A 16974-nucleotide genomic window follows, 5' to 3' on the forward strand; every position below is an offset into this window, starting at 1 on the left:
CCATGCCGTTCGCCCGTCCGGGGGGATGTCCCCGGACGACGACGCCGCACGCCGGGGCGGGTGCCCCGCGTCGAGTTGCAGGCGGGGTGCGCGCGTCCGCGAATACGGGTCAGGGCGAGCCCGCCGTGGGTTCGGTCTTCGAGGTTTAACGCGTGTGCATGGTACGACGGCGCCCCCGCACTGTCCCGTCCGTGTGTGGGTGGGTGGGTGGTGTGGGGGCGCCGTGGTGGTGGGTTGGTGGGTTAGGCGTCGCCTCCGGTGTTACCGCTGGTGCCGGCGGCGGGGTTGGTGAGGTCGTAGCGGGTGATGGCTTCTGCGGGGGCGGACCAGTCGATCTCTCCGCGTTTGGCCAGCATTTCCAGGGTGCGTACGACCATTGAGTGCGCATCGATGGTGAAGTACCGGCGTGCTCCGGCGCGGGTGTCAGCGAACCCGAATCCGTCAGCGCCCAACGAGGCCCAGTCGTTGGGCACGTACTGACGCACGGAGTCCGGTAGGGCCGAGGTGTAATCACTGGTAGCGATCACCGGTCCCGTTGCCCCTGCTAGTGCTTGGGTGATGTAGGGGGTGCGGGCTCCTTCACCGGGGTTGAGGAACGCCTCATGTTCGGCGGCGTGAGCATCCCGGCGTAGGTTCGTCCACGAGGTCACCGACCACACGTCGGCGGAGACCGACCATTCCTCGGCGAGGATCCGTTGGGCTTCCAACGCCCAGGGCACCCCGACCCCGGAGGCCAGCAACTGGGCGCGCGGGCCTTCGTTGGTGGCGGGTTTGAGCAGGTAGATGCCGTTGAGGATCCCGTCCACATCGACGTCTTCGGGTTCGGCGGGTTGGTGGATGGGTTCGTTGTAGACGGTGAGGTAGTACATCACGTTGTGATCCTCATCCGCCTGCCCGTACATGTGTTCGATCCCGCGTTTGACGATGTGGGCGATCTCGTACCCGTAGGCGGGGTCGTAGTGGATCACCGCGGGGTTGGTCGAAGCCAGGATCGGGGAGTGCCCGTCAGCGTGTTGCAGGCCCTCACCGGTCAGGGTGGTACGCCCGGCGGTGGCGCCGATCACGAACCCGCGGGCCATCTGATCGGCTGCTGCCCAGAACTCATCCCCGGTGCGTTGGAACCCGAACATGGAGTAGAAGATGTACACCGGGATCATGGTTTCACCGTGGGTGGCGTAGGAGGTGCCCGCGGCGGTGAACGCAGCGGTGGCCCCGGCCTCGTTGATCCCCGGGTGCAGGATCACACCCTGGGCGGATTCCTTGTACGCGAGCATCAGTTCGCGGTCCACGGAGAGGTAGTTCTGCCCGTTGGGGTTATAGATCTTCGCGGTCGGGAAGAAAGAGTCCATCCCAAACGTTCTGGCCTCGTCCGGGACGATGGGTACGATGCGGTGCCCGAAGTCCTTCTCCCGCATCAGGTCTTTGAGGATCCGCACGAACGCCATGGTCGTGGCCGCCAGTTGTTTGCCCGAGCCCTTCTTCCCCGAAGCGAAGGCTTTGTCCGAGGGCAAGGTGAGCGCCTGCTGGGTGTGGGGGCGATCCGGGAGGAACCCCCCCAACTCCTGACGGCGCTCCAACAAATACTTGATTTCCGGGGAGTCGGGTCCGGGGTGGTAGTAGGGGGCGTTGTAGAGATCCGAGTCCAGTTGCTCATCACTGATCGGGATCCGTAAGTGATCCCGGAAGGCCTTGAGGTCTTCGAGGGTGAGTTTTTTCATCTGGTGGGTGGCGTTACGGGCCTCGAAGTGCGGACCCAACCCGTAGCCCTTGACGCCTTGGGCCAGGATCACCGTGGGCTGGCCGGTGTGTTCCACCGCCGCCTTGTACGCCGCATACACCTTGCGGTAGTCATGGGCGCCGCGCTTGAGGTTCCAGATCTGCTCATCCGTGTAATCGGCCACCAGTTCTTTGGTGGCTGCGGAGCGGGCGAAGAAGTGGTCACGGACGAACCCACCGGATTCGGCTTTGAAGGTCTGGTAGTCCCCGTCCAGGGTCTCGTTCATGATCCGCACCAACTCCCCGGTGTGATCCGCCTCCAGTAGGGCGTCCCATTCCCGGCCCCACACGACCTTGATCACATTCCACCCCGCACCGCGGAAGAACGCTTCCAGCTCCTGGATGATCTTCCCGTTCCCGCGTACCGGACCATCCAAGCGTTGCAGGTTGCAGTTGATCACGAAGGTGAGGTTGTCCAACTTCTCATTCGCCGCTAACTGCAGCACACCACGGGATTCGGGTTCATCCATCTCCCCGTCGCCCAAAAACGCCCACACGTGCTGGTCCGAGGTGTCCTTGATACCGCGGTTGTGCAGGTACCGGTTGAACTGGGCCTGGTAGATCGCGTTCATCGGCCCGATCCCCATCGACACGGTGGGGAACTGCCAGAAATCCGGTAAACACCGCGGATGCGGGTACGAGGGCAACCCGTTGGGGGCGTGGGTCTTCTCCTGCCGGAACCCATCCAACTGCTCCTCCGTGAGCCGGCCCTCGAGGTAAGCGCGGGCGTAGTTACCGGGGGAGGAATGACCCTGGAAGAACACCTGATCCCCGCCCCCGGAATGGCCAGGTCCGCGGAAGAAGTGGTTCAACCCCACCTCATACAACGTCGCCACCCCCGCGTACGAGGAGATATGCCCGCCAACGGAGACTTCCGGGCGTTGAGCGCGGTGGACCATCACCGCCGCGTTCCAGCGCAGGAAAGCCCGGTAACGGCGCTCGATCTCCTCATCACCGGGGAACTCGGGTTCTTGATCCACCGGGATCGTGTTCACATAATCCGACGTCGTCACCATCGGCACACCCACCGAATGCGTGCCCGCGTGCTGCAACAACGCCCGCATCACGTACTGCGCCCGCGCGGTACCCTGCGCCTGGATCAACGCGTCAAACGACTCGATCCACTCCTGCGTCTCCTGAACATCAGCGTCCTGAAGATTATTCGTCAACCCACTCAAAATGTGGTGATTGCTGTCGGAAGACACGAGAACCTCTCTATCGTCAGCTCCGTGTCACGGGATCCCCGGTGTCGGAGCGGTGTGTCAGGCGGCGGGTGATCGGACAGGCCGATGCCGCCGTCCTTTCATCGTGTCACACGCGATGGCGTCACCGGCAGTGGCCACACCGTTTCACGCGTCACACCGCCTGCGCCGGGCCGCCACGGGTGTGGAACGTGTCACAAGTCATCCGATTCGCCCCGCGGTTCGTGGTGTGGCTTGAACGCGGGGACAATCCAGTGTTGTCTTTATTACGCACCGTTGACATCCCCGTCACGGTGAGGGTGAGGTCCGGCAGCGTCGTTGAGCCGACGGTCCGGCCCCGCGCGAGACAGCAGTGAAGGAGAGTTACGGTGAGCGAGGCGAAAGCCCCCGAGGAGAGCATTGCGGCGCAACTGAATCTGAAGGACGGCGACTACGTCCAGGAATTCGGTTACGACGACGATGTCGACGCGGATCTGCGCGGGCGGATCGAGGACGCGATCGGCTCGGAGCTCTTCGACGAGGACGCGCAAGAGGTCGTGGACGCCGTCGTGCTGTGGTGGCGTGACGGGGACGGCGATCTGGTGGACGAGCTCGTGGACGTCCAGACCACCCTCGACGACGGCGGTGTCGTGTGGTTGCTGACGCCCAAGGCCGGCCGCCAGGACCACGTCTCTCCCGCTGACATCCAGGAAGCGGCCTCGACCGCCGGTCTGCACGTCACGAGCGCGGCACGGGTCTCCCCGGACTGGTCCGTCTCCCGCCTGACCCCCAAACGAAACTTCTGAGCGCGCGCCGCGGCGCTCCCGCGCGGCAGGAAGGGCCCTCATGAGTGCCATCGGATCCACCGCGCCGGACTTCACCCTCCAGGACCGTTACGGCGAGTCCCGCTCCCTGGGCGACTACCGGGGTGCGCCGGTCGTGCTCGTGTTCTTCCCCTACGCGTTCTCGCCGATCTGCACGGACGAGCTGTGCCATCTGCAGGATCACGCGGACATGTTCGATGAGTTCGCCGCCGTCGTGGTGTGCATTTCCACGGACAGCCACTTCGCATTGGACGCGTTCGCGCGGCAGGAGTCCTACGACTTCCAGATGCTCTCCGATCACTGGCCCCACGGGGACGTGGCCCGCCGCTACGGTGTCCTGGACGAGGACGCAGGGTGCGCCCAGCGCCACACCATCACCATCGACGCCCGCGGGATCATCCGTGACGTCAGCTCCGCCGACATCACCCAGGCCCGGGAATGGGATCGACTGCGGGGCGTCCTCGAGAACCTGCCCCGGTCCTGATGCCCCTGCGAGTACTGCGCGCCGGTTACGGCGCACCGGTGGACGAGAGCCTCTTCCCCGATCCCCATGCACTGAACGCCCGGGACGGTCTGCCGCGCGTTCTCGAGGTGCTACGGGGCAAGCAGATCGCGGTGCTCACGGGCGCGGGGGGTGAGCACCCCGTCCGGGATCCCCGACTACCGCGGCCCGGGCGCCAAACCTCGTTCCCCCATGACGTATCAGGAGTTCATGGGCAGTGTGGCGAGTCGCCGGCACTACTGGGCCCGCAACCAGTACGGCTGGCACTTCGTGGCCCGGGCACAACCGTCCGCCGCCCACGAGGCGCTGGCCCGGCTCGAGGCCGCCGGTCTGGTGGACGGGATCATCACCCAGAACATCGACCGGCTGCACCAGAAAGCCGGCTCCGTGGCCGTGGTGGACCTGCACGGCACCTACGCGTGGGTGTTGTGCACCTCGTGCTCGTCCCGATTCCCCCGGGAACAGGTCTCGCGCTACCTGGACGAGTTGAACCCCGGGTTCTACGACGGCATGGCCTCGGCGGACGACATCGAATACGCCCCGGACGCGGACGCCACCGTGGAGCACACCGGCGGTTTCCGTGTGTGGGACTGCCCCGTGTGCCAGGGGGTGCTGAAACCGGATGTCGTGTTCTTCGGGGAGAACGCGCCGTCGCACCGCGTGGCCCTGGCGCGGCGCATGGTCGCGCGGTCCGAGGCGCTACTCGTGGCGGGATCGTCGCTGACCGTGAACTCCGGACGCCGGTTCGTGCGGCAAGCAGACCGAGAGGGGATCCCCGTGGTGATCGTCAACCACGGCGTCACCGGAGGGGACTCGATGGCCACCGTGAAGGTGGACGCTCCCGTGGGGGAATTCCTCGCCGACCTGGGCGAACACCTGACGGCTTGATCCGAATGCGTTGAGTACTTAGACTCTCAATACGAGACCCCGAGGGTCCGCGGAGGGGAAGCCGCGGTCACCTTCGGGGTCTCACCCATGTCCGGGGCGGGTCGGTACCGTCCCGAGCGCGGAGGATCTCCACGGCCCGGGACGGGCGTCCGTCACTTCACGGGGTCGATGACCGGCTTGGCGGCCTGGGCGTCCCGGCACTGCTGGGCCCACAGCGCAGCACCCACGATGCCGGCGTTGTTGCGCAGCGCGGCGATCTCTACCGGTGTCCGCAGTTCGAGGTAGGGCAGGAACTTCTCCGAGTTCTTGGACACACCGCCCCCGATCACGAACAGGGACGGGGAGAACAGGAACTCCACGTGGGAGAAGTACCGCTGCAGCCGCTTCTTGGCCCACTTCTTCCAGGGCAGCTGCTCGCGTTCCCGGGCGGCGGCCGAGGCCTTGGTCTCGGCATCGAAGCCGTCGATCTCCAGGTGACCGAGCTCGGCGTTGGGGACCAGTTGGCCGTTGAGGATCATCGCGGAACCGATCCCTGTGCCCAGGGTGATCACCATGACCAGGCCTTCCTTGCCCTTGCCCGCGCCGTAGTGCGCTTCGGCGAGCCCGGCGCCGTCGGCGTCGTTGAGGGCCTCGACCTCACGGCCCAGCGTCTCGGTCATGAGGGCATCCACGTTCGTGTTGATCCACGACTTGTCCACGTTCGCCGCGGACAGCGCCACCCCGTTCTTGATGATGGCGGGGAAAACGATGCCCACGTGGCTGTCCGGGGCCGGGGCCTCGGGGCGGGACTGCAGTTCGTCCACGATCTGCTTGACGACGCCGGCCACGGCTTCCGGCGTGGCGGGCTGCGGCGTGGGGATGCGGAACCGTTCACCCACGAGTTGGCCGGTGGCGAGATCCACGATCCCACCCTTGGTGCCGGTACCACCAATGTCGATTCCGATGCCACACTGCGATACGACACCCTGCGGAGTACCTGAGCTCATGAACGGTCCCTTCGGTTCACGGTGGAAACTATGCGGAGGTGGACGCGATGCAGCCCGCCCCGTCGCTCGATCTTACGGGAGGGTGAGGATCTCCACGCCGTCATCGGTCACGACCATGGTGTGTTCGAACTGTGCAGTGCGCATCTTGTCGTGGGTCGTGATGGTCCAGTCGTCGGACCACTGATCCCACGTGATGGAACCGAGGGTCAGCATGGGTTCGATCGTGAAGATCATTCCCGGGACCATCTCGGTGGCGTAGGACGGGGCGGCGTCGTAGTGCGGGACGATCAGACCCGTGTGGAACTCGCGCCCCACGCCGTGCCCGGTGAAGTCGCGCACGACCCCGTAGTCGAAACGCTTGGCGTACTTCTCGATGACGCGCCCGATCACGTTGATCTCACGCCCGGGACGCACGGCCTTGATCCCGCGGTTCATCGCCTCGTGCGTGCGTTCCACGAGCAGGCGGGAGTCCTCGTCCACGTCACCCACCAGGAACATGGCATTGGTGTCCCCGTGCATGCCGTTCTTGTACGCGGTGACGTCCAGGTTGATGATGTCCCCGTCCTCGAGCACGGTGGAATCGGGGATGCCGTGACAGATCACCTCGTTGAGTGACGTGCAGATGGACTTGGGGAACCCGCGATACTCGAGGCACGAGGGGTATGCCCCGTGATCACACATGTACTCGTGCGCGATCCGGTCCAGTTCATCCGTGGTCACGCCGGGCTTGGCCTCTGCGCCCGCGGCCTGCAGCGCACGGGCGGCGATCCGGCCGGCCTCGCGCACCAGCTCGATCTCTTCGGGGGTGTACACGTTGGAGGCGTGACCCTCGTTCGCGTCCCGGCGTCCCACGTACTCCGGCCGTTCGATCCCGCCCGGGACGTGGCGCCGCGGGGTAAGGTTCCCGGGGCGTAGCGCGCCGCGCGGTGCGGTGGATCCGGGTGCTGGTGCGAGATTGTGCGTAGTCACGATGGGTCATTGCCTCCTGCGGCGATCGCGGGCGTGTTCGTGCTGTGAGGCGTCAAGGCGCCCCGAACACCTGGTTCAGCAACTAGCCTAATCCTTGAGTCCCGGGCCCGTTCGGCCGGGAAGGTTCGCGACCCCGCCGCGGGGCGGGTGTACGGCGCACGGCGCCGCACAGGGAGGAAGATCATGGCCGAGTACTGGTACAACCTCTACACCAAGCAGGTCGAGGAAGGCCCCAAGGACGACTACCGCAAGCTCATGGGCCCCTACGCGACCCGCGAGGAGGCCTCGCGCGCCCTCGAGCGCGCCGCGGAGAACACCAAGCGCTGGGACGAGGAGGACGCCGCGTTCAAGGGTGACTGACCCTGTAGGGCCGGGCGGCGACGTCGCCCGGTCCCATTCTGGTTCGGGGCGACCCGGGCGTCACCCCCGGTAGGAGTGCTCCTCGGCCGGGAACGCACCGGAGCGGACGTCGGCCACGTAGCCGCGCACGGCGTCGTCGGCGACCTGAGCGAGCTGCGCGTACTGCTTGACGAAGCGCGGCATCTTCCCGGTGCGCAACCCCAGCATGTCCTGCCACACGAGCACCTGGCCGGTGGTCACATTCCCGGCGCCGATCCCCACCGTGGGGATCCGCAGCTCGTCCTCCACTCGTGCCGCGGCGTCCGCGGACACCATTTCCAGGACGACGGCGAAGCACCCGGCGTCCTGCACGGCACGGGCGTCGCGCAGTAGCTGCTCCCCGGCCTCGCCGCGGCCCTGGATCCGGAACCCGCCCAGCGCGTGCTCGGACTGCGGGGTGAATCCGACGTGACCCATGACAGGGATCCCAGCGCGCACCACGGCGGCCACGTGCTCCGCGAGCGCTTCCCCCGCCTCGATCTTCACGGCGTGCGCGCCGGACTCCTTCATGATCCGCACCGCGCTGCGCACGGCCTGATCCGGGGACTCCTCGTACGAGCCGAAGGGCAGGTCCACGACCACGAGGCTGCGCTGTACGCCGCGCACGACCGCGGCGGAGAACGTGATCATGTGCTCGAGCGTGACCGGCAGGGTGGACTCGTGTCCGAGCACCGTGTTGCCGAGTGAATCACCCACGAGCAGGACGTCCACGCCGGCTCGGTCGAAGATCCCCGCGGTGAGCGTGTCGTAGCTCGTGAGCATGGAGAACTTCTCCCCGGCGTCCTTGGCACGCTGCAGGTGCAGGGTCCGCACGCGGGCGATCTGGGCGAGGGATTTCTCGGCGGGGGAACCGGACGAAGGTTGCGTTTCGCTCATGGTGTCAGGGTACCGGCCGGTCGGGCCCAGGGGTTCCGGGCGGGGAGCGGCACTGACTCGGCGACCCGATCTCCGTGCGGACCGGGGCGGGAACACGCAAGCGGACAGATGGGGGAGACGGGCGCGAGGAACGCTGCTGCGACCGATACAGTTGTGACGTGGCTCGTCCCGGGCATGGCCCCGGCGCGTGAGCCCGCAGCCGCTGTGTCACACGCCCCAGGAATCCGAGGTGGACCCATGGACCGTCAGCAAGAATTCGTTCTGCGCACCATCGAGGACCGGGACGTCCGGTTCGTCCGGTTGTGGTTCACGGACGTCGTGGGGACCCTCAAGTCCATTGCGCTGGCACCCGCTGAGGTGGAGGCCGCGTTCGAGGAGGGCCTCGGGTTCGACGGCTCCTCGATCGAGGGGCTGTCGCGGATCTTCGAGTCCGACATGCTCCTGCAACCGGATCCCTCCACGTTTCAGTTGCTGCCGTGGCGCGGGGAGGACGAGCCGACCTCCCGGATGTTCTGCGACCTGAAGACCCCGGACGGTGAGCCCTCCGCGGCGGATCCCCGCGGGGTTCTGCGCCGCGTGCTCGCCAAGGCCTCGGACATGGGCTTCACGTGCTACACCGCTCCCGAGATCGAGTTCTACCTGTTGCGCTCGCCCGAGCTGGACCCGCGCACCGGCGAACCCGTACCGGTGGACTACGAGGGGTACTTCGATCACGTCCCGGGGGGAGTGGTCCAAGACTTCCGCCGCACCGCGGTGAACATGCTCGAATCGGTGGGCATCTCCGTGGAGTTCTCGCACCACGAGGCCGGACCGGGTCAGAACGAGATCGACCTGCGCTACGCGGACGCGCTGCAGACCGCGGACAACATCATGACGTTCCGCACCGTGGTGCGCGAGGTGGCCCTGTCCCAGGGGATCTACGCGACCTTCATGCCCAAGCCGTTCTCCCGCCACCCCGGCTCGGGGATGCACACGCACTTCTCCCTGTTCGAAGGGGACACCAACGCGTTTTACGAGGCCGGGGCCGAGTTCCGGCTCTCCGAGACCGGGCGGCACTTCATCGCCGGGCTGCTGCGCCACGCCCCCGAGTTCACGTCCGTGACCAATCAGTTCGTGAACTCCTACAAGCGACTGTGGGCCGGTGACGAAGCGCCGTCGTACATGTCATGGGGCCACAACAACCGCTCGGCGCTGGTGCGTGTGCCGCTCTACAAGCCGGACAAGGTGCAGTCCTCCCGGATCGAGTACCGGGGGATCGACTCCGCGACGAACCCGTACTTGTCCTACGCCGCGCTGCTGGGGGCGGGGCTCAAGGGGATCGAGAACGAGTACGAGCTGCCGCCCGTGGAGATGGACGACGTGTTCGCCATGAGCAGCGCCGAGCGCCGCGCCGTGGGCCACCAACCCCTGCCGGGCAGCCTCCACGACGCGATCCGGCTGACCGAGGAATCGGAGTTCATGGCGGAGCTGCTGGGCGAGCAGGTCTTCGAGTACTTCCTGCGCAACAAGCGCCGCGACTGGGACCAGTACCGCCAGGAGGTCTCGCCCTACGAACTGCGGACCAACCTGGGCATCCTGTAGGGGCAGACCATGACTGACACCCCGGGTACCGCCAAGGAGCGCGCGGAGAAGATCTCGGCCAAGCAACTGATCTCGATCGGTTTCGCGGACGTCACGAATGCCCGGCGCTGGCTGGGGTTCCGGGAACTGGACGGCGTGGACCTGTCCGCGCTGCTCGCGGGACTGGCCCACGCGGCGTCGCCGGACGTGGCGCTGCAGCTCATCGTGCGGCTCATCGAGAACCACCCGGAGGTCGCGCGGCGAGTCAACGGGGACCCCCGAGAGTCCGAGACCATGTTCCGCTTGCTGGGTGCGTCCGAGGCACTGGGGGAGTTCCTGCTGCGCGCCCCCGAGAACCTGGACCTGCTGGACATCCCGCCCGTGGACGAGCCGAGGGCAGACCGCGCGGAGGTCTTCCGTGCGGCGCTGCTCGAATCCGTGGGCGCCGATCCGCAGGCGGACACCCCGGTGGCATCGCTCACGGGACAAGACGCGCACAAGGCGTTGCGCGTGGCCTATCGCCGCGGGCTCACGCGCGTGGCCGTCCGGGACGTCGGGGCCGTGGACCCGGTGGCCTACATGCCCGCCGTCGGCCGGCAACTCGCGGACCTCGCCGGGGCCGCCCTCGAGGCCGGCCTGGCGGTGGCGCGCGCTCACGCGGCCGAGCGCTGGGAGCCCGCCCTCGTGGAGCAGGTACGGCTCGCGGTGATCGGCATGGGCAAGTGCGGCGCCCGAGAGCTGAACTACATCTCGGACGTGGACGTGGTCTACGTCGGGGAGACCCGGGCCTCCGGCGCCGGGGACACCCCGGACGAGAGCACGAGCACGGAGATCGCCACCGAGATGGCCCACACCCTCGCGCAGGCCATGATGGCAGCCGGTCCCGAGCCGGCGTTGTGGGAAGTGGACGCGAACCTACGGCCCGAGGGCAAGGACGGGCCGCTCGTGCGGACACTGGACTCCCACGTGCGCTATTACAAGCGCTGGGCCAAGTCCTGGGAGTTCCAGGCGCTGCTCAAGGCCCGGTGCGTCGCGGGCGATCAGGACCTCGGGCGGCGCTACGAGGCGGCCATCGCGCCGTTCATCTGGTCATCCGCCGGGCGCGAGGGCTTCGTGGAATCCGTCCAGGCCATGCGCCGCAGGGTCACGGAGAACATCCCTGAGGCGGACCGGGACCGGCAGATCAAGCTCGGACCCGGGGGACTGCGGGATGTCGAGTTCACGGTGCAGTTGCTACAACTCGTACACGGACGCTCGGATGAGACCGTCCGCACGCGTGCCACCACCGAATCCCTCGCGGCGCTGAGCGCGGGTGGCTACATTGGCCGCGCGGACGCCGAGGAGTTCGGACTCAACTACCGATGGCTGCGGTTGCTCGAGCACCGGATCCAGTTGTTCCGCATGCGGCGGACGCACCTAATGCCGCGCGACGAACGGGAACTGGCCGTCGTCGCCCGGTCCGTGGACGGCGCCGCCGAGCGCACGCACCCCACGGCCCAGAAACTCGTGAGCGACTGGAACGCGGCCAAGCGCTCCGTGCGCAGCATGCACGAGCGGATCTTCTACCGTCCCATGCTCGCGGCGCTCGCCAACGCGCCCGCGGACACCACCCTCACGACCGACGCCGCTCGGGACCGCCTCGCGGCACTCGGGTACCAGGACACCAAGGCCGCGATGCGACACATCGAGGCCCTCTCGCGCGGCGTGAGCCGGCGAGCCGAGATCCTGCGCACGCTGCTGCCGGTTCTGCTCGACTGGCTCGCTGAGGGCGTGGACCCGGACGCCGGTCTACTCAACCTGCGCAAGGTGTGCGAGGCCTTGGGCAACACACCCTGGTTCTTGCGATTACTGCGGGATTCCAACGCCGCGGCCGAGCGGTTGTGTCACATCCTCTCGAGTTCTCGGTACGTCTCGGACCTGCTCGAAACCTCTCCCGAGGCGACGGCGTGGTTGGGCGACGACTCGCAGCTGGCCACCCGGTCCCTGGACGAGCTCGTGTCACAGATGCGCGCGCAGGTCGCTCGGCACCACGACCCGGGCGAGGCCATCCGGGCCGTGCGCCAGATCCGGCGCCGCGAACAGTTGCGCATCGCGCTCGCGGACACGAGCGGCGTCGCCAGCGTGGAGACCACAGTGACGGGTCTTTCGGACGTGGACCAGGCCACCGTGATGGCCGCGCTGTACCTTGCCCGCACCGAGTACGCGGCCGCGCACGACGGCGCTGTCCCCGCCGAGGTGCTCGTGATCGCCATGGGGCGCCAGGGCGGGCGCGAGATCGGTTTCGGCTCGGACGCGGACGTGATGTACGCGTACGCACCCGCCCCGGACGCGGACCCCGGGGAAGCGCGCAGTGCCGCGGAAACCGTGCTCAACCGCATGGTCAAGCTCCTGAAGCAACCGTGCACGCCGCCCGTGGTCGCCGAACGGGTTCTGGAGATCGACAACGACCTGCGTCCGGAAGGGCGCTCGGGCACCATGGTGCGGTCGGTGGCCTCGTACGCCGAGTACTACGAGCGCTGGGGTCAGACCTGGGAGTTCCAGGCCCTGACCCGCGCCCGGTACATGGCCGGTTCCGAGGACGTGGCCCAGGCGTTCTTCCGTGTGGTGGACCGCTTCCGGTACCCGGCCGAATTCACGGACCGTCAGCTCGTGGACATCCGGCGCATGAAGGCGCGCGTGGAGAGCGAGCGGATGCCCCGCGGGGCGGATCCCACCCGGCAGGTGAAGCTGGGCAGGGGCGGGCTCTCGGACGTGGAATGGCTCGTGCAGTTGCTGCAACTGCAGCACGCGCACGAGGTCCCCGAGCTGCGCACCACCTCCACGCTGCCCGCGCTGAACGCCGCGGTGGCCGCCGACCTCGTGGGCCCGGAGGACGCCGCCGTACTGGAGCACGCGTGGAAACTTGCCACGGACATCCGCAACGGCAACGTCCTGCGCTCCGGGCGGGCCTCCGATTCCGTGCCGTCACGCCGGGTGGACCTCGAGGCCGTGGCCCGGTGGATCGGCTACGAACCCGGTTCCGCCGCGCAGCTCGAGGAGGACTACCTGCGGATCACCCGGCAGTCCCGCTCGGTGTTCGAGCGGTTGTTCTACGGCCGCTAGTTCTGCGCCCGACCGTTCGTGCCGTCCTCGTAGGCCGCGTCCCGCGAGCCCACCTGACGCGCGACCGACAGGTGCCCGCCCAGGTAACCGCCCAGGCCGGCGGCGGACATGCCGCCCAGGGCGAGGACGCGCCCCAGCCCGTGGCGTCCGGTGCAGCGGGCCACCCACGAGGCGAATTGCAGACCCGTGGCCAGGCCGTTGGACCCGGCGTGGATCACGGCCACACGTTTGTCCCGGTTCTGCAGCCCGTGGTACTCGGCCCATCCGGTCAGGGCAGATGGCACCGCCGAGAGGACACCCACGCCCGTGAGCACCCGCGCGGCGCGGGCGGAGTCACGGCCACCCATGAGGTCGAGCACGAGCGCGCTCATCCACGTGCCCATGGGCACCTCGATGAGCAGCGGGTGCAGCGCGTGGCCCACCTGCTTGCCCTGCAGGAGGTCGCGAACGGTCGGATTCCCGGCCACCGCGGTGGCCACGGAATCGGCCGAGCTCACCAAGGGGTCCAGGGCGCTGCTGCCCTCGACCGTTTTCATCAGGGGAGTCAGGGGGCTCTCGGCATTCGAGGCGGGGGATTGGGTGGACTTATTCATGGTCGGTCCTCTCAGATGTGGGATGTCCCGCCATCCTCGCACCCCGCGGCGGGGAATGCACCCGCCCCTCGGGGTGTCCCGGTCCTGCGTGGAGTGGGCCAGTCAGCCCGGCGCTGCTTGCTCCAGTAGACCCGCCCGCTTCAACTGAGCAAAAGTAACCCGGGGCGCCCCTGGGCTGCTTTTGCTCCACGGGATTCTCGGTGGAACGGGCCTGGTGAGTGGTGCCCCAGGAGGGAGTCGAAAACGCCTCCCGCGCGTGTCCCGTGACGGTACGCGCCGGAACGGCGCGGAACGCCACCAACCCGGCACAGGCCAGGATGCCGCACCCGTTGACTCGGTCAACACGTCCCCGGACCTACCCCGCCGCGCACCGCAGCTCTGCGATCTCCGTCGCGCTCGCGTGCTGCAGGCGGTCGGCGAGCACGCGTTCCGTCACGCCGAGTTTTTGAGCGAGGTGCCAGGCGTTCAGCTGTGAGCCGGCATGGGCGGTGATGGCCGCCCAAGGGACGAGCAGGCGCGCGGTGTCCGCGCGTACGCGGTTCTCGACGGCGGGCGGCTGGTGCCGGTCATGGCCGCGCGCGAGGTGGATGAGCTCGTGTGTGAGCGCGCACCGGGCCTCTGTGGCGGTGAGGCGGTGGTCCAGCCAGATGCGCCGGCTGTCGGTGTAGCCGCTGAGGGGCCGGAGGGGGATGCGGCTGACCTCAATGTGTCGTTCTTCGGCGAAGGCCCAGGGAACAAACATGCGTTCGAATGTAGTTGTGAGCGGGGACACGGATAAGGGGCCGGTCCGTAGTTCTCGAGCCGGCCCCTCAAGGTGGGGACCAGTAAGAGTGGTCCAGGTGTACATGGCATAGGTTGCCCCTCATCTTGTGTGGCCCCCACGTCTGCGTGTTCAGGGGATGGCGCTCAGGAGGGACTCGACGTGGTTGGTGTCGTAGGCGTCGACTTCGAGCTCGCGGAACGATTCGGAGGCAATGCTGAAGACCTCTCGCTGTGGAGGGGTGACGGGGTTCTTGTACAGGACAAGAACTGGGGTCTCCGGGGGAAGGTCTTTGGATGTGCCTCCATTGAGTGAGGCGCGTGCGCCGTTCTCACGCATCTTGCGAACGGTCCAAGACCAGGCCAGGACCTTGTCGCGAAGGGACTTCGGGTTGGCGTAGTCGAACGACCAGGCGTACGTCACTGCGCTGGGGCTGTTGATCTGGACGTTCGTGACGAGTTGGTCGAAGTCTTGCTCATATGAGGCTGAGACAATCCGGGGCTTCTTGTGCACCCCATAGCCGGGGTGCCGTTGTGCCCATTGCTCCAGGCGACGGGTCATTTGCTCACGAACGATGGTTCGCTTCTGCTTGCGGTGTTCAGGCTCCGGGTCGTCTACGAACACGTTGAACAGCAGGTCTGCCGCCCGTGCGGAGTCGGAGGTCGCTACGGGTCCGCCTGGGTGGATCTGGATGGTGTTGTTGAGGCGGGCTGCGAGATCGTCGAATCGGGTGCCGTGGAGACCTGGAAACTCGTCGAGCGCTTCAAGCGTCGAGGGAGAGCCCTGTTCAATGAGGGACTCAAAACGGTCCAGCCAAGGCTGAATCCGTTCTGCATCACCACCGAGACGATTCATGTGTCGGTGATTACTTGCAAGCCGGATGGACCAGTCCTCGTTAGCCCCGACTATCACCCCGACGTTCACAAACTCGCCCCGGACAGCATTGGGGACGTAGCGCAGCAGCCAGTAACGGTAGCGGCTCATGGTTGCCCCCTTCAGTGCGTCGCCGGGTGTCATAGTCTTGCTCTACTGGCAAGGTCGACTAGACGTTGCGCAACGCCTCTGGACCGACGGTAGAGCATCCATCCCAAGACCTCTAGATCGCGGTCCGACTTGCCCCATTCGGTAGGTACGGCGGCGAGTATCGCCAGCAGGTCAGCCGGGGTGATGTCTCGGAGCTTCTCCGCGTAGGAATGGAAAGTAGAGGCGCTGAGATTATCTACAGGGTAGTCCGCTTCGTTGACGCCCCAAGGCCTATCGACGAGGGTGCGGCACATGTGTTGGTCCCATTCCTCCCCCTGAACCGCGAACCACAGGCTGTGGTCGAAAGACCAGACAGAGTAGTCAGCTGCTGAGTCGTACAACCACTGCTCATCCTGGCCCAGGCACAGGTCCCACAGGGCATAGATACCGACTTCACGTTCCGTGTTGCTGTCTCGGTCGCGATACTCAAAGCCCTCTTCGACTTCCACCGCATTCTCCAGGTGGAGGCTGCCATGGGCAGGCCCTGAAACGGGGCGCAGCACAGAGGGTGGTTTGAACCTTTCCCGGCAGAGTTCATCGGGCAACATGACGATCTGACGAGGCCGAACGCAGGCACCCAGATGATCGGCGATCTTCCCCACAACGAACTCGTTGACTAGGGCCACATCACCCTGCCTGTTCCCCATGGCCTTGACCCAGTAAACCTCCCCGGAACTCAGGATCGCTTGAAAGGCATCGGCCCCAGAGCTGGTGGTGTGGGCCACCGTCAATACGATCGGGTAGCCGCGGCCGATTGACGAGCGTTGCAAGCGACCATGCCACCAAGACTCATCGCGGGCGGAAGACATCACGCCTCACCCCACTCAAAAGTCTCCTGTACCCCCTTCGCCGCGTCGTCCTGCGCCCGTCGGCGCTCGCGGCTGGTCAATGGAGCTCAGTGCTCACAGAGCAGACGGGGGACGGTTGCGGTGGGAGTTCGTCGGACCTGATTGGCTTGTTCTGAGCCTCAGTGGGGGTGTTCATCGTCTGCGCGGATCTCTCGTCTTCACTGCGGGGGGTGTCGCTCACAATGTGGTTTACGGTACACGGCAGAACGGCGCGAAACGGCGCGATACGTCGGCCGCTACACATGTCGTGTCCTCCCCGTAGTGGAGATTTAGCTACCCACGCGTCGCAGCTCGGCGACCTCCGCGGCGCTCGCGTGCTGCAGGCGGTCGGCGAGTACGCGTTCCGTCACACCGAGCTCTTGGGCGAGGTACCACGTGCTGAGCTGTGAGCCGGCGTGCGCGGTGATGGCCGCCCAGGGCACGAGCAGGCGCGCGGTGTCCGCGCGTACGCGATCCTCGACGGTGGGCGGCTGGTGCTGGTCGTGGCCACGGGCGAGGTGGATGAGCTCGTGGGTGAGGGTGCACCGGACCTCTCTGGCTGTGAGGTGCTGGTCCAGCCAGATGCGCCGACCATCCGTGTAGCCGCTGAGGTGGCACAGGGGGAGGCGGATGACCTCGATACCGCGCTCGGGTGTGATTATCCAAGGGTCGAACATGCGTCCGAATGTGGTTGTGAGCGGGGACACG

15 protein-coding genes are annotated in these 16974 nt (G+C 66.8%); 6 read left to right on the forward strand and 9 right to left on the reverse strand.

Annotation, left to right across the window (positions count from 1 at the left end; all coding sequences use genetic code 11):
* Positions 1-242 precede the first annotated feature (242 nt).
* A complete protein-coding gene (gene aceE, locus HBK84_RS05600; protein WP_167318398.1) occupies positions 243-2981 on the reverse strand; it encodes a pyruvate dehydrogenase (acetyl-transferring), homodimeric type in 2739 nt (912 codons plus the stop codon).
* A gap of 365 nt (positions 2982-3346) precedes the next feature.
* On the opposite strand from aceE, the gene HBK84_RS05605 reads away from it, so the two are divergent.
* The 3 genes from HBK84_RS05605 (at position 3347) to HBK84_RS05615 (ending at position 5171) form a co-directional block, all read left to right on the forward strand.
* Positions 3347-3763: a DUF3052 domain-containing protein gene (locus HBK84_RS05605; protein WP_144996474.1), complete on the forward strand. Its 417-nt coding sequence runs from the start codon at positions 3347-3349 to the stop codon at positions 3761-3763.
* A gap of 40 nt (positions 3764-3803) precedes the next feature.
* The gene (locus tag HBK84_RS05610) at positions 3804-4265 is read left to right on the forward strand and encodes a redoxin domain-containing protein (protein WP_167318399.1); all 462 of its coding nucleotides are present in this window, start codon (positions 3804-3806) and stop codon (positions 4263-4265) included.
* 150 nt (positions 4266-4415) lie between these two features.
* Entirely contained in the window at positions 4416-5171 is a 756-nt protein-coding gene (locus HBK84_RS05615; RefSeq protein ID WP_370520620.1) for a Sir2 family NAD-dependent protein deacetylase, read from the forward strand.
* A 152-nt stretch (positions 5172-5323) separates the two neighbouring features.
* Here HBK84_RS05615 and ppgK read toward each other — a convergent pair whose 3' ends face one another.
* Both ppgK and map read right to left on the reverse strand, forming a co-directional pair.
* Positions 5324-6157 carry a polyphosphate--glucose phosphotransferase gene (ppgK, locus tag HBK84_RS05620; protein WP_064847240.1) on the reverse strand — a complete coding sequence of 278 codons (834 nt, stop codon included), beginning with the start codon at positions 6155-6157 and terminating at the stop codon, positions 5324-5326.
* A 72-nt stretch (positions 6158-6229) separates the two neighbouring features.
* Positions 6230-7126 carry a type I methionyl aminopeptidase gene (gene map / locus HBK84_RS05625; protein WP_085108672.1) on the reverse strand — a complete coding sequence of 299 codons (897 nt, stop codon included), beginning with the start codon at positions 7124-7126 and terminating at the stop codon, positions 6230-6232.
* A 183-nt stretch (positions 7127-7309) separates the two neighbouring features.
* Here map and HBK84_RS05630 point away from each other — a divergent pair, with 183 nt between their 5' ends.
* Positions 7310-7486 carry an SPOR domain-containing protein gene (locus HBK84_RS05630; protein WP_144930816.1) on the forward strand — a complete coding sequence of 59 codons (177 nt, stop codon included), beginning with the start codon at positions 7310-7312 and terminating at the stop codon, positions 7484-7486.
* A 60-nt stretch (positions 7487-7546) separates the two neighbouring features.
* Here HBK84_RS05630 and panB read toward each other — a convergent pair whose 3' ends face one another.
* Complete coding sequence (panB, locus tag HBK84_RS05635) at positions 7547-8401, reverse strand: 3-methyl-2-oxobutanoate hydroxymethyltransferase (RefSeq protein WP_085108670.1); 855 nt, start codon at positions 8399-8401, stop codon at positions 7547-7549.
* Between the two features lie 237 nt (positions 8402-8638).
* Here panB and HBK84_RS05640 point away from each other — a divergent pair, with 237 nt between their 5' ends.
* Positions 8639-9982, forward strand: a complete 1344-nt coding sequence (locus HBK84_RS05640; RefSeq protein ID WP_035962238.1) for a glutamine synthetase family protein — start codon at positions 8639-8641, stop codon at positions 9980-9982.
* Between the two features lie 9 nt (positions 9983-9991).
* A complete protein-coding gene (locus HBK84_RS05645; RefSeq protein ID WP_167318400.1) occupies positions 9992-13063 on the forward strand; it encodes a bifunctional [glutamine synthetase] adenylyltransferase/[glutamine synthetase]-adenylyl-L-tyrosine phosphorylase in 3072 nt (1023 codons plus the stop codon).
* On the opposite strand, the gene HBK84_RS05650 is transcribed toward HBK84_RS05645, so the two are convergent.
* The 5 genes from HBK84_RS05650 to HBK84_RS05670 all read right to left on the reverse strand — a co-directional run bounded on the left by HBK84_RS05650 (position 13060) and on the right by HBK84_RS05670 (position 16943).
* A complete protein-coding gene (locus HBK84_RS05650; protein WP_240919115.1) occupies positions 13060-13656 on the reverse strand; it encodes a DUF2231 domain-containing protein in 597 nt (198 codons plus the stop codon). The two genes, HBK84_RS05645 and HBK84_RS05650, sit on opposite strands and share 4 nt — an antisense overlap.
* Positions 13657-14011: 355 nt before the next feature.
* Complete coding sequence (locus HBK84_RS05655; RefSeq protein WP_167318401.1) at positions 14012-14398, reverse strand: ImmA/IrrE family metallo-endopeptidase; 387 nt, start codon at positions 14396-14398, stop codon at positions 14012-14014.
* Positions 14399-14548: 150 nt separating this feature from the next.
* Positions 14549-15400 carry a DUF3037 domain-containing protein gene (locus tag HBK84_RS05660; RefSeq protein WP_167318402.1) on the reverse strand — a complete coding sequence of 284 codons (852 nt, stop codon included), beginning with the start codon at positions 15398-15400 and terminating at the stop codon, positions 14549-14551.
* 29 nt (positions 15401-15429) lie between these two features.
* On the reverse strand, positions 15430-16248 hold the full coding sequence (locus HBK84_RS05665; protein ID WP_167318403.1) for a HipA family kinase: 819 nt from the start codon (positions 16246-16248) through the stop codon (positions 15430-15432).
* Between the two features lie 308 nt (positions 16249-16556).
* Positions 16557-16943 carry an ImmA/IrrE family metallo-endopeptidase gene (locus HBK84_RS05670; protein WP_167318404.1) on the reverse strand — a complete coding sequence of 129 codons (387 nt, stop codon included), beginning with the start codon at positions 16941-16943 and terminating at the stop codon, positions 16557-16559.
* Positions 16944-16974 lie beyond the last annotated feature (31 nt).

The sequence above is a fragment of the Kocuria sp. KD4 genome, from assembly GCF_011769905.1.
Taxonomy (GTDB): Bacteria; Actinomycetota; Actinomycetes; order Actinomycetales; family Micrococcaceae; genus Kocuria; species Kocuria marina.

What these genes read in the sequence shown, in the direction of transcription:
- HBK84_RS05630 (WP_144930816.1), top strand. Translation starts at nt 7,310, where the DNA reads ATGGCCGAGTACTGGTACAACCTCTACACCAAGCAGGTCGAGGAAGGC.
- panB (WP_085108670.1), bottom strand. Translation starts at nt 8,401, where the DNA reads ATGAGCGAAACGCAACCTTCGTCCGGTTCCCCCGCCGAGAAATCCCTC.
- HBK84_RS05650 (WP_240919115.1), bottom strand. Translation starts at nt 13,656, where the DNA reads ATGAATAAGTCCACCCAATCCCCCGCCTCGAATGCCGAGAGCCCCCTG.
- HBK84_RS05660 (WP_167318402.1), bottom strand. Translation starts at nt 15,400, where the DNA reads ATGAGCCGCTACCGTTACTGGCTGCTGCGCTACGTCCCCAATGCTGTC.
- HBK84_RS05640 (WP_035962238.1), top strand. Translation starts at nt 8,639, where the DNA reads ATGGACCGTCAGCAAGAATTCGTTCTGCGCACCATCGAGGACCGGGAC.
- ppgK (WP_064847240.1), bottom strand. Translation starts at nt 6,157, where the DNA reads ATGAGCTCAGGTACTCCGCAGGGTGTCGTATCGCAGTGTGGCATCGGA.
- HBK84_RS05610 (WP_167318399.1), top strand. Translation starts at nt 3,804, where the DNA reads ATGAGTGCCATCGGATCCACCGCGCCGGACTTCACCCTCCAGGACCGT.
- HBK84_RS05665 (WP_167318403.1), bottom strand. Translation starts at nt 16,248, where the DNA reads ATGTCTTCCGCCCGCGATGAGTCTTGGTGGCATGGTCGCTTGCAACGC.
- HBK84_RS05655 (WP_167318401.1), bottom strand. Translation starts at nt 14,398, where the DNA reads ATGTTTGTTCCCTGGGCCTTCGCCGAAGAACGACACATTGAGGTCAGC.
- HBK84_RS05645 (WP_167318400.1), top strand. Translation starts at nt 9,992, where the DNA reads ATGACTGACACCCCGGGTACCGCCAAGGAGCGCGCGGAGAAGATCTCG.
- HBK84_RS05670 (WP_167318404.1), bottom strand. Translation starts at nt 16,943, where the DNA reads ATGTTCGACCCTTGGATAATCACACCCGAGCGCGGTATCGAGGTCATC.